Annotated in this window: 11 protein-coding genes and 6 pseudogenes; 10 read left to right on the top strand and 7 right to left on the bottom strand. The window is 66.6% G+C overall.

All coding sequences use genetic code 11. The annotated features are described in order from the left end of the window. Window positions 1-53: 53 nt before the first annotated feature. The 5 genes and pseudogenes from K6K41_RS05565 to K6K41_RS05545 form a co-directional block, all read right to left on the bottom strand. Entirely contained in the window at window positions 54-1,298 is a 1,245-nt protein-coding gene (locus K6K41_RS05565; protein WP_261404241.1) for a Shedu anti-phage system protein SduA domain-containing protein, read from the bottom strand. Between the two features lie 109 nt (window positions 1,299-1,407). Beyond that, window positions 1,408-1,704: an AzlD family protein gene (locus tag K6K41_RS05560; protein WP_261404240.1), complete on the bottom strand. Its 297-nt coding sequence runs from the start codon at window positions 1,702-1,704 to the stop codon at window positions 1,408-1,410. Next, window positions 1,701-2,404: pseudogene (locus K6K41_RS05555) on the bottom strand (AzlC family ABC transporter permease). Before K6K41_RS05555 ends, K6K41_RS05560 begins: the two are co-directional and overlap by 4 nt. Window positions 2,405-2,533: 129 nt before the next feature. After that, window positions 2,534-2,809, bottom strand: a complete 276-nt coding sequence (locus K6K41_RS05550) for a hypothetical protein (protein WP_261404239.1) — start codon at window positions 2,807-2,809, stop codon at window positions 2,534-2,536. 208 nt (window positions 2,810-3,017) lie between these two features. After that, window positions 3,018-4,040 (bottom strand): polyprenyl synthetase family protein, encoded by a 1,023-nt coding sequence (locus tag K6K41_RS05545; protein WP_261404238.1) that lies wholly within the window; start codon window positions 4,038-4,040, stop codon window positions 3,018-3,020. Between the two features lie 344 nt (window positions 4,041-4,384). Here K6K41_RS05545 and K6K41_RS05540 point away from each other — a divergent pair, with 344 nt between their 5' ends. The 3 genes and pseudogenes from K6K41_RS05540 (at window position 4,385) to K6K41_RS05530 (ending at window position 5,393) form a co-directional block, all read left to right on the top strand. Then, entirely contained in the window at window positions 4,385-4,615 is a 231-nt protein-coding gene (locus tag K6K41_RS05540) for a putative signal transducing protein (protein ID WP_261404237.1), read from the top strand. 141 nt (window positions 4,616-4,756) lie between these two features. Next, window positions 4,757-4,966 (top strand): annotated as a pseudogene (locus K6K41_RS05535) (tRNA1(Val) (adenine(37)-N6)-methyltransferase); the annotation flags it as partial. 148 nt (window positions 4,967-5,114) lie between these two features. After that, entirely contained in the window at window positions 5,115-5,393 is a 279-nt protein-coding gene (locus tag K6K41_RS05530) for a hypothetical protein (protein ID WP_261405908.1), read from the top strand. A 66-nt stretch (window positions 5,394-5,459) separates the two neighbouring features. On the opposite strand, the gene K6K41_RS05525 is transcribed toward K6K41_RS05530, so the two are convergent. Both K6K41_RS05525 and K6K41_RS05520 read right to left on the bottom strand, forming a co-directional pair. Continuing rightward, the gene (locus K6K41_RS05525) at window positions 5,460-5,621 is read right to left on the bottom strand and encodes a hypothetical protein (protein ID WP_261404236.1); all 162 of its coding nucleotides are present in this window, start codon (window positions 5,619-5,621) and stop codon (window positions 5,460-5,462) included. A 141-nt stretch (window positions 5,622-5,762) separates the two neighbouring features. Continuing rightward, window positions 5,763-6,047 (bottom strand): hypothetical protein, encoded by a 285-nt coding sequence (locus K6K41_RS05520; RefSeq protein ID WP_261404235.1) that lies wholly within the window; start codon window positions 6,045-6,047, stop codon window positions 5,763-5,765. Between the two features lie 277 nt (window positions 6,048-6,324). Between K6K41_RS05520 and K6K41_RS05515 the strand changes: the two are divergent. The 7 genes and pseudogenes from K6K41_RS05515 (at window position 6,325) to glyS (ending at window position 12,602) form a co-directional block, all read left to right on the top strand. After that, window positions 6,325-7,152, top strand: a pseudogene (locus K6K41_RS05515) (S49 family peptidase). 83 nt (window positions 7,153-7,235) lie between these two features. Next, the gene (locus K6K41_RS05510; RefSeq protein ID WP_261404234.1) at window positions 7,236-7,472 is read left to right on the top strand and encodes a hypothetical protein; all 237 of its coding nucleotides are present in this window, start codon (window positions 7,236-7,238) and stop codon (window positions 7,470-7,472) included. A gap of 127 nt (window positions 7,473-7,599) precedes the next feature. Further along, on the top strand, window positions 7,600-8,178 hold the full coding sequence (locus tag K6K41_RS05505; RefSeq protein WP_261404233.1) for an EF-hand domain-containing protein: 579 nt from the start codon (window positions 7,600-7,602) through the stop codon (window positions 8,176-8,178). A 63-nt stretch (window positions 8,179-8,241) separates the two neighbouring features. Continuing rightward, window positions 8,242-9,161 (top strand): annotated as a pseudogene (locus K6K41_RS05500) (glycine--tRNA ligase subunit alpha). Between the two features lie 34 nt (window positions 9,162-9,195). Further along, window positions 9,196-9,585: pseudogene (locus tag K6K41_RS30205) on the top strand (Fic/DOC family N-terminal domain-containing protein); the annotation flags it as partial. Window positions 9,586-9,839: 254 nt separating this feature from the next. After that, on the top strand, window positions 9,840-10,304 hold the full coding sequence (locus K6K41_RS05495; RefSeq protein WP_261404232.1) for a Fic family protein: 465 nt from the start codon (window positions 9,840-9,842) through the stop codon (window positions 10,302-10,304). Between the two features lie 137 nt (window positions 10,305-10,441). After that, window positions 10,442-12,602 (top strand): annotated as a pseudogene (gene glyS, locus K6K41_RS05490) (glycine--tRNA ligase subunit beta). The last annotated feature ends 491 nt before the right edge of the window (window positions 12,603-13,093 follow it).

The following is a 13,093-nucleotide window of genomic DNA, read 5'->3' as shown; positions in this document are numbered from 1 at the left end:
AGAAAAAAGGCCCCACCATTGTGGGGCCTTAGTCTTTTGACGATGCCGAGCGCTTATTTATAAAACTGAATGCTGACACCGTCGACCAGATCATCAAAGTTCATTATTTCAAGGTCTCGATAGTCTGAAGCTATTTCACGCCACATTTGAGGTGTGAAATCTGACCTGCGACCCACAACAAGCCATCTGCGCGGTTTGAGAACGCTGAAGCCATATCTATTTTCAAACCAGCGTCTATTGTTAGGATCGTCGAAATAGGAGGCATAAACCCTTGTCTGAGAAATATATGAGTTTAACCAAGATGCAAAACTCTCCCTGTTTAGTTCACCTACCACTCCCTTCGATGAAATATACGGGAGTTTGAATTCAACTATATCTGCAAATCCATTAGGTTGCACCACAAAAAAGTCAGGCTTTATTGGTGGCTTGGACTCGCTCTGCCACTCGCAGGTGAGTTCGGAGTGCGCGTCGGCTGCGCCAAAGCGCATCGTTATTAGGAACTTATTTTCATCTTGAGCAATAAAAGATGTTATTTTTGTTTCCCTATTTTCCCTATTTCCCCAAATCTCAATAAAGCGATTGATTATTGGCAATTTTCTATACTTATATTCGGTTGGAAGTGGATATCTGTAGTCAGCATCATGCTCAACCAGCTTATTCAGCGGACCTAAATTGAGTTTTATATTATAATAATCGTCATCTCTATCTTCGATAGAAATGGGAAGCGCATCAAGCCATTTAATATGTCTAGTAATTAATCCAGCATCATTTGCATCGAAAAATCTGCCATTCACTATTCGACAAAAATGGCCGGGCTCTAGAACCGGTTTAGGTGCATTAAGACTTATGATGCTCTCTTGTGCGGCAAAATTCCACCCCAATTCGTATAACTTATCGTGTCCTCTATTAGTTGGCCAAATATAATCTTGAGAAAATGTTGGCATCTTGAGTTCAAAATCGACCGTCGAGTCTGATCCAAATCCTATGATCTTTTCGAGGAGATTTCCTTTGTCATCAATAAGGTCAAAACATTTCACGTTCATATTTATACCGTCAGGCATCTCGTCAAATAATTCAGAACCTAGGTACTCGATCGCAATATGAGTCCTGCCGACATAAACTGCAATCTCTTTGAAGTTAACAAGAAATCCAGTTACGGACCCCCTTAATCTTGGGTCAGCCTCCACCTTCTTGCGTAAGGGACCCCAATAGCGCTTTGCGAGAGCTTCAAGGAAACCATTTACCGTTGGCCATATTGTTAGATCTCTGTCGAATTTATCCTTATCACTTTCATCCATAGAGCTGCTCCGGAGAGTTTTTCGCGATTGGTCATTAACATGAAGTCAGTTCGCCAACGCCACCATTAGTGGCCGTTCCAATGTCATGATTACAAAAGCTCTGAACCGATCACCCCATCAGCCACCGCCCCGCCACCAGCACCGCGGCGCCTGCGAAGAACATCGTCATTAGCCCCGCGCGCAACGCCACCAGCGCGGCCACGATGATCGCGCAGAACTCCAGCGGGCCGGCGGTGGTCAGCGCTGGCGCCACCAGCGTCGTCAGAACCGCGGCGGGGACGGCGTCGAGCGCGGCTTCGAGGCGCGGCGGCACGCGCTCGAGGCGCGACAGCGCCAGATGGCCGCCGATCCGCGTGAGATAGGTGACGACCGCGCCCGCCAGGATGATCCAGAGGGTCTGCGTCATCGCGCGCCGTCCTTGCGGGGAGGCCAGAGCGCGGCGAGCGCGACGCCGGCCAGGCCCCCGATCGAGACGTGCCAGGGCGAGCCGACATATCTGTAGGCGAGCATCGAGGCGGCGGCGCTTGCAAGCATCACCGGCCCCCAGAGCGGGCGGTCGCGAAAGCCCATCACGAGGCCGAGGAAGTAGATCGGCAGCAGGAAGTCGAGGCCGAGCGCGTGCGGGTCCTTGATCAGCCCGCCGAACGCGGCGCCGACCGCCGTCTGCGCCGTCCAGCAGGCCCAGAGCGAGAGGCCCATGGCGAAATACCAGCCGGGCTCGACCGGAAGCCCCGCGCCGGCCTTGCGCTCTCCTTCCGCATAGACCGGGTCGGTCAGCAGGAAGAAGGCGGCGGCTTGCCGGAGCTTCGGCCAGTGCGCGATGCGCCGGCCGATCGCGGCCGAATAGAGCACGTGGCGGAAGTTCACGGCGAAGATCGCGAGCACGATCAGCGCCGGATGGGCTTTTTGGCCGAAGAGCTCGACGCCCCCATCTGGCTCGCGCCGCCGAGCACCGCGGCGCTCATGAGCGTCGCCTCGAGCGGCGTGAGGCCGTTCGCGACGCCGAGCGCGCCGAACAGCATGCCGAAGGGCGCCATGGCGGTGACGACCGGCAGGCTGTCCTTCAGGCCGCGCAGCACGGGGCTTGGCGCATCGTCGGCGCGCATGGGCGAGGGGGAGGGCATGCGGAACTCCGGCGGGAAGGGCGGTTTAGCGCTCCGTTGGCCGGAAGGACACCCTGTGCGGGACTTCCCCTCCCCCTGGCGGGGAGGGGAGCGGAGGAGGCGCGGGAGACCTCAGCCCTTGGCGTCTTCGGCCGGTTCTTGGCCCGCGCCTTCCGCCTGGTCGGCGGCCTCTTCGGCCTCATGCATCATCAGCGTGACGTCGTTGGGCGTGAGGCCGTATTTCGCCATCAGCCGCAGCGTCATGGCGACGGCGCGGGGCGCGTCCTTGCGGTCCTCGTCGCTCGCCCAGCGGCGCGTGGTGCGCTCGTCGGTCTGGAAGAACTTGCTGGCGGAGGCGAGCGACAGGCCGACCTCCTGGAGGGCGGCGCGATATTCGGCGGGCGTCATGGGGCGTCTCTTTCTCGAAGCGCGCGAGCCTGCGCCGGTCATCCTGGCCGAAGAGCCCGGATCCGGAGCCGCGAGGCTCGCGCGGTTTCGCTGACGTCCGCGTTTCCGGCTCCCGGGTCAAGCCCTGGGATGACGGCGGAGGTTCAGGCGCTCTGTCGGCGCGCGATCCCGGCCCGGCTTCGGCCGCCCGGGGTGACGTCCATCGCCCTCAATGCGCGCGGGCGGTGACGAACTCGACCACGTCGATCAGCGCGCGGGCCTCCGGCTTCTCGCGGAAGAGGCCGAGCGCGTCGCGGGCGATCGCGCCGTAATGGCGCGCGCGCGCGATCGTGTCGTCGATCGCGCCGTGCTTGCCGAGAAGGCGGATCGCCTCCTGGAGATCGGCGTCGTCGGCCTCGCCGTTTTCGAGCGTGCGCTTCCAGAAGGCCCGCTCCTGCGCGTCTCCCCGGCGATAGGCCAGCACGACGGGCAGCGTGATCTTGCCCTCGCGAAAATCGTCGCCGACCTTCTTGCCGAGCTTGGCTTCGCGCCCGCCATAGTCGAGCGCGTCGTCGACGAGCTGGAACGCGACGCCGAGATTCATGCCGTAGGAGCGGGCGGCGGCCTGCTCCTCCTTCGGGCGGCCGGCGATCACCGGCCCGACCTCGCAGGCGGCCGCGAAGAGTTCGGCGGTCTTGCCGCGCACCACCGCGAGATAGTCGTCCTCGGTCGTCGCGGTGTTCTTGGCGGCGGAGAGCTGCATCACCTCGCCTTCGGCGATGACGGCGGCGGCTTCGGAGAGAATGCGCAGCGCCTCGAGGCTGCCGACCTCGACCATCATCTTGAAGGCCTGGCCGAGCAGGAAGTCGCCGACCAGGACGCTCGCCTCGTTGCCCCAGAGTTTTCTGGCCGCGAGCTTGCCGCGCCGCATGTCGCTGTCGTCGACGACGTCGTCGTGGAGGAGCGTGGCGGTGTGCATGAATTCGACGGCCGCGGCGAGGCGCACGTCGCCGTCGCCCTCATAGCCGCAGAGCGAGGCGGTCGCGAGCGTCAGCATCGGCCGCAGGCGTTTTCCGCCCGAGGAGATCAGGTGGTTGGCGACCTCGGGGATCATCGTCACGCTCGAGCCGGTGCGCGACAGGATGAAGGCGTTGACGCGCTCCATGCCCGGCGCGACGAGCGCGACCAGCGGCTCGATGCCCGCGGCGCCGTCCGCCGGCGGACGCTTCTCAAATGATGCGACTACGCCCAAACCTCGCCGCTCCTTCAGGCCGGCCCTCACGAGGGCCGGACCGTATCGACCGCCCCATCAAGGAGCAAGCCGGAAAGGAGGGGGCGGAGCTGGGGCCCGCGTCAGCCGCCGATCAGCGCGCGGGCGGCGAGCAGCTTTTCGGAGGCGAGCACGAGGAGGAGCAGGGCGAACAGCAGGGCGGCGAGCTCGGTTCGCATTTTGGGCTCCCTCGACTTCATGCGGCGACGGCGATCTAAATGCCTGCGTCGGCGGGCCGAAGTTGGGCCGATATGGGGCCTTTTTCGCCTTATCGATGAAGCTTTGCTAACCACGTTTCCCGACCCGCCGCGAAAGGCCGCCTCGCCGTGCATGAGCTGATCCGCACCAACGACCTCGTCCTGCTCTCCTTCGTGCGCGCGGCGCTCGAGGACGAGGGGATCGAGTTCATCGTGGTGGACAACAACATGAGCGTGCTGGAGGGCTCGCTCGGGATTCTGGCGGCCCGCGTGCTGGTGCCGGAAGCGGACGCGGCGGAGGCGCGCAAGGCGCTCGGCGAGCGCGGGATCGCGCATGAGCTCAGGCCCGAGACCCCGTGATCGGATAGGCCCGGCGAGGCGTCATGAACGAAGAGGTCAGCGACGACGGATTTCTGGGCGGGCGGCTGCGCCTGCTCCAGCCCGACGCGACACCGCTTCGGCGGCGACGCCGCGCTGCTGGTCGCGGCCGCGCGCTCGCTGATGGTCGAGGGCGCCGTGGTCGCGGATTTCGGGGCAGGCGTCGGCCCGGTCGGGCTCGGCCTCGCGGCGACGGGCGCGGCGAGGGTCGCGCTGGTCGAGATCGACCCGACGCTCGCGGCGATCGCGTCCCAGAACGCGGCGCGCAACGGCCTTGCGGAGGCGGCGAGATCCTGCGTCTGCGACGTCGCGGATCTCTGCCGGCCGGCGCGCCGCAGGATCGCCGAGGGCGCCTTCGACCTCGTCGCGGCGAACCCGCCCTTCGACGACGCTTCGCTTTCGCGCTTCGCCCGATCCGGCGAAGGCGCTCGCGCATCAGGACGACGGCCTGTTCGCGCAATGGGCCGAGGCTGCCCTGAGGGTGCTGAGGCCCGGCGGCGCGTTCGTCGCGATCCACCGTCCGCAGGCGCTCGGCGACATCCTGTCCGGGCTCGGGCGCGGCTTCGGCGACCTCCGGATCAAGCCGATCCAGCCGCGCGCCGACGCGCCGGCCGCGAGGCTGCTGGTCGCGGGCCGCAAGGGCGGACGCGGGCCGCTCGGTTTGCTCGCGCCGTTCGCCCTCCACGGGCCGGACGGCCGTTTCACGCCCGAGGCGGACGCCGCCCAGCGCGGCGAGAGCGTCGTGGAGCTGACCGGCTGAGCGGACACGGAAAAGGGCCGGCGCCCTTTCGGACGCCGACCCTTGCGCATGCGTGGCCGAGCGAGATCAGCGGCAGACGCGATAGCCGCGCTTGTTGATCCAGCAGCGGCGGCCATAGACCACGCGCGGCGCGATCACCACGCCGACGCGCCGGCCGCGAGGCTGCTGGTCGCGGGCCGCAAGGGCGGACGCGGGCCGCTCGGTTTGCTCGCGCCGTTCGCCCTCCACGGGCCGGACGGCCGTTTCACGCCCGAGGCGGACGCCGCCCAGCGCGGCGAGAGCGTCGTGGAGCTGACCGGCTGAGCGGACACGGAAAAGGGCCGGCGCCCTTTCGGACGCCGACCCTTGCGCATGCGTGGCCGAGCGAGATCAGCGGCAGACGCGATAGCCGCGCTTGTTGATCCAGCAGCGGCGGCCATAGACCACGCGCGGCGCGATCACCACGCCGACGCGCGGGCCGCGATAGCCGCCACGATAGCCCCAGCCGGCGCGGCGATAGCCCCAGCCGCGGCGATAGTAGCCGACCGGCATGATCTGGGCGTGGGCAGTGTCGAGCGTCACGCCGACGGAGACCGGGGCGGCGGAGGCGGCGCCGGGGGCGAGGGCGAAAGCGCCGGCCGCGAGAGCGGCGCCGAGAACGTAATTGCGGACCATGACGTGGCTCTCTCCAAGGCGCCCGTGGGACGGCGGCGGGATCGTTGTCCGCCCGGTCGTCGTTCCCCCCTCCGCACCTTGCGAAGGCGAAAACGGGGCCCAATTGATCTGGAGGCTAGCGGCCGTCGTCTGAACCGGCGCCGAGCGGGTCGTTCAACAGGCGTTCATCGCCTCTGGTCGCCCCGTGACGCCGGCAGGCGCCGACGCTATCTCCTGAGCCCATGAACGCACCCAGAGACATCTCCCTGCGCGAAAAACTCAGCCCCTATCTCCCGTCATGGTTAAGCAAAGACGACCCGTCGTGCCGGTGGTGCGGCTGCAGGGCGCGATCGGGATCGGCACGCCGTTCAAGCCCGCTCTGACGCTCGCCTCCGTGGCCGGCCCGCTCGAAAAAGCGTTCAAGACCAAGGGCGCGAAAGAAGTCGCGCTGATCGTCAACTCGCCGGCGGCTCGGCGGCGCAGGCGCATCTGATCTACGCCCGGATCCGTGAGCTCGCGGAGGAGCACGACATCGGCGTCGCGGCCTTCGTCGAGGACGCGGCGGCCTCGGGCGGCTACATGATCGCCTGCGCGGCCGACGAGATCGTCGCCGATCCGGCCTCGATCGTCGGGTCGATCGGCGTGGTGTCGGCGGGCTTCGGCTTCGACCGCGCGATCGAGCGCTGTCGATCGAGCGCCGGCTCTACACCTCGGGCGAGAACAAGGCGATCCTCGATCCGTTCAGCCCGGAGAAGGCCGAGGAGGTCGAGCGGCTGAAGGATCTCCAGCGCGAGATTCACGAGCTTTTCATCGCCCTCGTGAAGGAGCGCCGTGGCAAGGCGCTGGCGGAAGACCCGGACCTTTTCACCGGCGCGTTCTGGACGGGGCAGACCGGTCTGACGCTCGGCCCTCGTCGACCGGCTCGGCGACGTGCGCAAGACCATGCGCGAGCGCTGGGGCGACAAGGTCGAACTCCGCCCGATGACGCCCAAGGTCTCGCTGCTGAAAGCGGCTGACCGGCCGGGGCGGGCAGGGGGCCGAACTGACCTCGCTCGCCGCCGGCCTCGCCGAGGACGCCGTCTCCACGCTCGAGGCGCGCGCGCTCTGGGCGCGGTTCGGGCTTTAGCGGAAGCGCTCGGGCCGTCATGAGCGCGCCACCATCGCCGCCGACTCTCACCCCGTTGACGAAACGCCCTGGAGCCCAAGCGAATGCCGCCCTTGATCGTTCTCGCCGCCGCGGCCGCCGGCGCCCTGTTCGGCGCGAAGGCGCTGAAGCGCGAATGGGCGCGCGTCAACGCCCGCCTCGACGAGGCCGAGCGCGCCGACGCCCGCCCGCGACCGCACGGCGCGCCCGACGCTCAAGAAAGATCCGACAAGCGGCGAGTGGCGCCCCGAGTGACCTCGCGCCGTCGCCGGCCCTACGACGCCTTCCACAAGGAGACTTAAACCACCATGCGTTTCGCCATCCTCGCGGCCTTCGCGCTCGGCGCGGCCCTCGCGCCCCCACGGCGTTCGCCCAGAACGCCAAGGCCCGGCCAAGGCGTTCGAACGGCTGGACAAGAACAATGACGGCGTGGTCGACGCCGAGGAGGCCAAGGGCCAGGCCCAGAAGTTCTTCAAGCGCGTCGACAAGAACAACGACGGCGTGATCGACGCCGAGGAGTGGAAGGCCTTCGTCGAGAAGGCCGCCCAGAAGAACGACAAGGCCAAGGAGCGCGCCGAGAAGCGCCTCAAGCGCCTCGACCGCAACGACGACGGCAAGATCACCGAGGCCGAGGGCGTGCGGGCGCCGGGCTGGTTCAAGAAGGCCGACAAGGACGACGACGGCAAGGTGAGCAAGGCCGAGATCGACGCCTTCGCCGAGCGCCGCGGCAAGAAGGACGACGACAAGAAGGGCAAGAAGAAGGACGACGAGGCCGCGACCGAGCAGCCGAAGTCGGAGGCCCCAAGACCGAGGCTCCCAAGACCGAGGCCCCGAAGACCGACGCGCCGAAGACGGACGCCTCCAAGCCCGCGCCGGCCGCCGGCGCCGCGTCCAAGCCCGCCGATCCGGCCGCCGACGACGACGATGAGGACGACGACGACGACGACGACGCGATGTGATCGCCTCGCCGCATCGCCCGCCGGCCGACGCGTTCGGCCGGCGGCTTGACCCTCCCGGGCGCCGCAACTAGCGTCCGCGCGCCTTCCGCGCCCGGACCCGATGACCTTTTCCATGACCGACGACCCGCTGAGCCCCGCCCGCTCGTTCCAGGGCTCATCCTCACCCTGCAGCGGTTCTGGGCCGCGCAGGGCTGCGTCATCCTGCAGCCCTACGACATGGAGGTCGGCGCCGGCACCTTCCATCCGGCCACGACGCTGCGCGCGCTCGGCCCGCGCCCCTGGAAGGCCGCCTATGTGCAGCCCTCGCGGCGCCCGAAGGACGGGCGCTACGGCGAGAACCCCAACCGGTTCCAGCACTACTACCAGTTCCAGGTCATCCTGAAGCCGAGTCCGGAGAACCTGCAGGAGCTCTATCTGGAGAGCCTGAAGGCCATCGGCCTCGACCAGAGCCTGCACGACGTGCGCTTCGTCGAGGACGACTGGGAGAGCCCCACGCTGGGCGCCTGGGGCCTCGGCTGGGAATGCTGGTGCGACGGCATGGAGGTGAGCCAGTTCACCTATTTCCAGCAGGTCGCGGGGGTCGACTGCTCGCCGGTCTCGGGCGAGCTCACCTACGGGCTCGAGCGCCTCGCAATGTACATCCAGGGCGTCGACCGCGGCTTCGACCTCAACTTCAACGGCCAGGACGGCGCCGACAAGATCACCTATGGCGACGTCTTTAGACAGGCCGAGCAGGAATACTCCCGCTTCAACTTCGAGCACGCCGACGTCGAGCTGCTGAAGCGCCATTTCCGCGACGCCGAAGGCGAATGCGAGGCGCTGCTGAAGGCGGGCGAGGCCGAGGGACGCCACCTCATGGCGATGCCGGCCTACGACCAGTGCATCAAGGCCTCCCACGCCTTCAACCTGCTCGACGCCCGCGGCGTGATCTCGGTGACCGAGCGCCAGAGCTACATCCTGCGCGTCCGCGAACTGGCGAAGGCCTGCGGCGCCGCATGGCTCAAGACGGAATCCGGCGGCGCGGCGGCGTAAGTTTTATACGAAAGCGGCTTCTCGTATAAAATCAATGGTGCTAATTGCACCCAGCGACATAAGTTCGGCGAAGAATTCTCGAAAACGCCGGTTTGGTATCAAACGCGGGCGCAGTTTTGCACCGATGGACAAAACGGCTTTCGGGTCTTCACCGGCGGGTTCGCTCGCGCCCACGATCGGCGGACAGTTCGCCTTCGTGCCGCATGATCTGCCCCCGGAACTCGATCTGTCAGCTCTTCTCGTGCCGCTGACGCAGGCCACGCAGGCGCTCGGCCAGCTCAACGGCGTCATGACGACGTTGCCCGATCCCTATCTGCTCATCCGGCCGCTCGAGGCGCGGGAAGCGCTCACCTCGTCGAGCATGGAAGGCACATACACGACAGTCGACGCCTTGTTGCTCGCCGAGGCGGGATTCGAGGGCGCCAGACAGACGGCCGACACGCGCGAGGTCCACAACTATGCAAGGGCGCTTCGCAACGCCATCAAGAGCCTCGACGAACTGCCTCTGTGCCTGAGAACGATCAAGTCGGCCCACGCCGATCTTCTCAAGGGCGTCGGCCGGGGCCGCGGCGCCGCGGCTGAAGCCGGCGAGTTCAAGTCCAGCCAGAACTGGATCGGCTCAGCTTCGATCAAGAACGCGCGATTCGTCCCGCCGCCGCCCAGATCGCTCGCGATCGGATGCATGCGCTCGAACTCTATATTCAGCGGGAAGACCGCCAGGCGCTTCCCGCGCTGCTCGACGCAGCGCTCATCCACTATCAGTTCGAGACCATTCATCCGTTCGCCGACGGCAACGGACGCGTCGGCCGCATTCTTATCCCGATCGTCCTGGTCGACCGGAAGACGCTCAGTCATCCGGCGTTGTTCATGAGCCCCTATCTCGAGGCCCGGAAAGACGACTACATCGACCGAATGCTCCTCGTCTCCCAAGCGGGCCGATGGACGGACTGGATCGTCTTTTTCCTCGAGGCGGTCGAAGAAACGTGCAAGCAGACGATCGAAACTGCAAATACGCTGTTCGCGCTGCGGGAGCGATACAGGAAAAATCTTCAAGAAGCCGGACGGTCCGCGCTTCTCTTGAAAATAGTGGACTACCTGTTCATCAATCCGGTATTCACCACCCGCAGCTTGCTGTGTTTTTGAGCATTACGTATAGGGCGGCGCAAAATAACATTGATATTGTAAAGAGTGTTGGTGCGATCGAGGAAGTTCCCGATACGTCGCACCCGAAATACTTCGCCGCGCGTGAGATCATGTCAACAATAGCATCTGGTCAGTAAATGCCCGACCTCCTTCTCGAACTCCTTTCCGAAGAGATTCCGGCGCGCATGCAGGCGCGGGCGGCCGACGACCTGAAACGCCTCGTCACCGACGCGCTCGTCGAGCAGGGGCTGGTCTATGAGGGCGCCAAGGCCTTCGCGACGCCGCGGCGGCTGACGCTCGTGGTCGGCGGCCTGCCGGCCCGCCAGCCGGACCGGCACGAGGAGCGCAAGGGCCCGCGCGTCGGCGCGCCCGAGAAGGCGCTCGAAGGCTTCCTGAAGGCCGCTGGGCTGAGCTCGATCGACGAGGCGACCGTCCAGTCCGACCCCAAGGGCGATTTCTACGTCGCGCGCATCCACAAGCACGGGCGGGCGGCGACCGAGGTCATCGCCGAGATCGTGCCGGCGGTGATCCGCGCCTTCCCCTGGCCGAAGTCGATGCGCTGGGGGCCGGGACGCTGCGCTGGGTGCGGCCGCTCCATTCGATCGTCGCGACCTTCGGCTCGAGCCAGGAGGATCCCGAGGTCGTGGCCTTCGAGGTCGACGGGATCGTGTCGGGCGACGTGACGCGCGGCCACCGCGTGCACGCGCCGGATCCGTTCCGCGTGCGCCGCTTCGAGGACTACGAGGCGGGGCTGCTGAAGGCCCATGTGGTGCTCGATCCCGAGCGCCGCCGCGACGTCATCCGCGCGGACGCCCGCACGCTCGCCGAGGCCCAGAACCTCGAACTCGTCGAGGACGAGGGCCTGATCGAGGAGACGGCCGGCCTCGTCGAATGGCCCGTGCCGCTGATGGGCTCCTTCGACGAGGAGTTTCTGGAGGTGCCCGACGAGGTCATCCGCGCCACCATCCGGGCGAACCAGAAATGCTTCGTGCTCCGCCGCACGGGGCCCGCGCCGAAGGCCGCGCCGGAGGGCCGGGTCGGCGTCGGCTTCGGCTCGCTGACGCGGCGGCTCGCGTCCGGCGCCGCCGACGAGGCGGAGGCGCCGCAGAAGCCCGGCCGGCTCGCCAACCGCTTCATTCTCGTCGCCAATCTCGACGCGACCGACGACGGCGCCGCGATCATCCACGGCAATGAGCGCGTGGTGCGCGCGCGGCTCTCCGACGCCCGCTTCTTCTGGGAGACGGACAAGAAGACCAGGCTCGAGGACCGGCTCGAGAAGCTGAAGTCGATCACGTTCCACGAAAAGCTCGGCACCCAGCATGAGCGGGTGGAGCGCATCGCGCGGCTCGCCAGGGAGCTTGCGCCGCTGGTGGGCGCCGATCCGGAGAAGGCTGAAGTGGCCGCGCGCCTCGCCAAGGCCGACCTCGTCACCGAGATGGTGGGCGAGTTCCCCGAGCTTCAGGGCTTGATGGGCCGCTATTACGCCGAGGCCGAGGGGCTCGACCCGGAGATCTCGGCGGCGCTTGAGGAGCACTACAAGCCGCAGGGGCCGTCCGACCGCATCCCCGCCGCCCCGGTCTCGATCGCGGTCGCGCTCGCCGACAAGATCGACACGCTGGTCGGTTTCTGGGCCATCGACGAGAAGCCGACCGGCTCGAAGGACCCGTATGCGCTGCGCCGCGCCGCGCTCGGCGTGGTGCGGATCGTGCTGGAGAACGGGCTGCGGTTGCGGCTGCTCGAGACGCTGGGCGACGCGGTCGGCGCCGACCTGCTCGCCTTCCTGGCCGATCGCCTGAAGGTTCAGCTTCGCGACCAGGGCGCGCGGCATGATCTCGTCGACGCCGTGTTCGCCTCGAGCGCCGCGACCGCGAGCGACGATCTCGTGCTCGTCGTCCGCCGCGTCGAGGCGCTCGGGAAGCTGCTCGAGACCGAGGACGGAAAAAACCTGCTCGCAGGCTACAAGCGCGCCGCCAACATCCTGCGCGCCGAGGAGAAGAAGGACGGGGCGGGGGCCTTCGAGGGCGCGCTCGATCCCTCGTTGCTCGCCGACGACGCCGAGATCGACCTTTCGGCGACGCTCGACACGGTCGAGCCCGCGGCCGCCGAAGCCCTGCGGCAGGAGGATTTCGCCTTCGCGACCGGCGCGCTCGCGACGCTGCGGCCGAAGGTCGACGCCTCTTCGACCAGGTGACGGTCAACGCGCCGGATCCGGCGCTGCGCGCCAATCGCCTGAAGCTGCTGGCGCACCTGCGCCACGCCACGCGCGCGGTCGCGGATTTCGACCGCATCGCGGGGTAGGGGCGCGCAGGCGGCCTCTGTCACGAGGCCGCCGATCGCTCCGCGCGATCCTCCACGCGTCATCCCGGCCGAAGCGCCGGGATCCAGACACGCGTCGCTTCGAGCGAAGCCGTCGCCGTCGACGCCTTCGTCTCGACCGCTGTCGGTTCTGGATCCCGGCTCAAGGCCGGGATGACGGGGTGTGGTTCGAACGCCCTTCAGAACGTCTGCGGCGCGTTCTCATCTGCGCCCGCAACGCGCCGTCGATCGCTTCGCGCGCGACCCTCGACGCGTCATCCCGGCCTTGAGCCGGGATCCAGACACGCGTCGCTTCGAGCAAAGCCGCCGCGGCCGCCGACGCCCTCATCTCGATCGCCGTCGGTTCTGGATCCCGGCTCAAGGCCGGGATGACGGGTGTGGCTCGGGGCGCATCTCCAAAGACGCGCGGCGCGCGAGCGGCCCGAGGCGTGGGCCGGGCGCAGCGATCCTTGGCCAACAAAAAAGCGGCGCCC

The sequence above is a fragment of the Chenggangzhangella methanolivorans genome (assembly GCF_019797865.1).
Classification (GTDB): Bacteria; Pseudomonadota; Alphaproteobacteria; order Rhizobiales; family Methylopilaceae; genus Methylopila; species Methylopila methanolivorans.
Note: the sequence above shows the minus strand (reverse complement) of the source record. Positions and strands in the feature narration are given on the sequence as shown.

What these genes read in the sequence shown, in the direction of transcription:
- K6K41_RS05565 (WP_261404241.1), bottom strand. Translation starts at nt 1,298, where the DNA reads ATGGATGAAAGTGATAAGGATAAATTCGACAGAGATCTAACAATATGG.
- K6K41_RS05495 (WP_261404232.1), top strand. Translation starts at nt 9,840, where the DNA reads ATGCATGCGCTCGAACTCTATATTCAGCGGGAAGACCGCCAGGCGCTT.
- K6K41_RS05550 (WP_261404239.1), bottom strand. Translation starts at nt 2,809, where the DNA reads ATGACGCCCGCCGAATATCGCGCCGCCCTCCAGGAGGTCGGCCTGTCG.
- K6K41_RS05510 (WP_261404234.1), top strand. Translation starts at nt 7,236, where the DNA reads ATGCCGCCCTTGATCGTTCTCGCCGCCGCGGCCGCCGGCGCCCTGTTC.
- K6K41_RS05520 (WP_261404235.1), bottom strand. Translation starts at nt 6,047, where the DNA reads ATGGTCCGCAATTACGTTCTCGGCGCCGCTCTCGCGGCCGGCGCTTTC.
- K6K41_RS05560 (WP_261404240.1), bottom strand. Translation starts at nt 1,704, where the DNA reads ATGACGCAGACCCTCTGGATCATCCTGGCGGGCGCGGTCGTCACCTAT.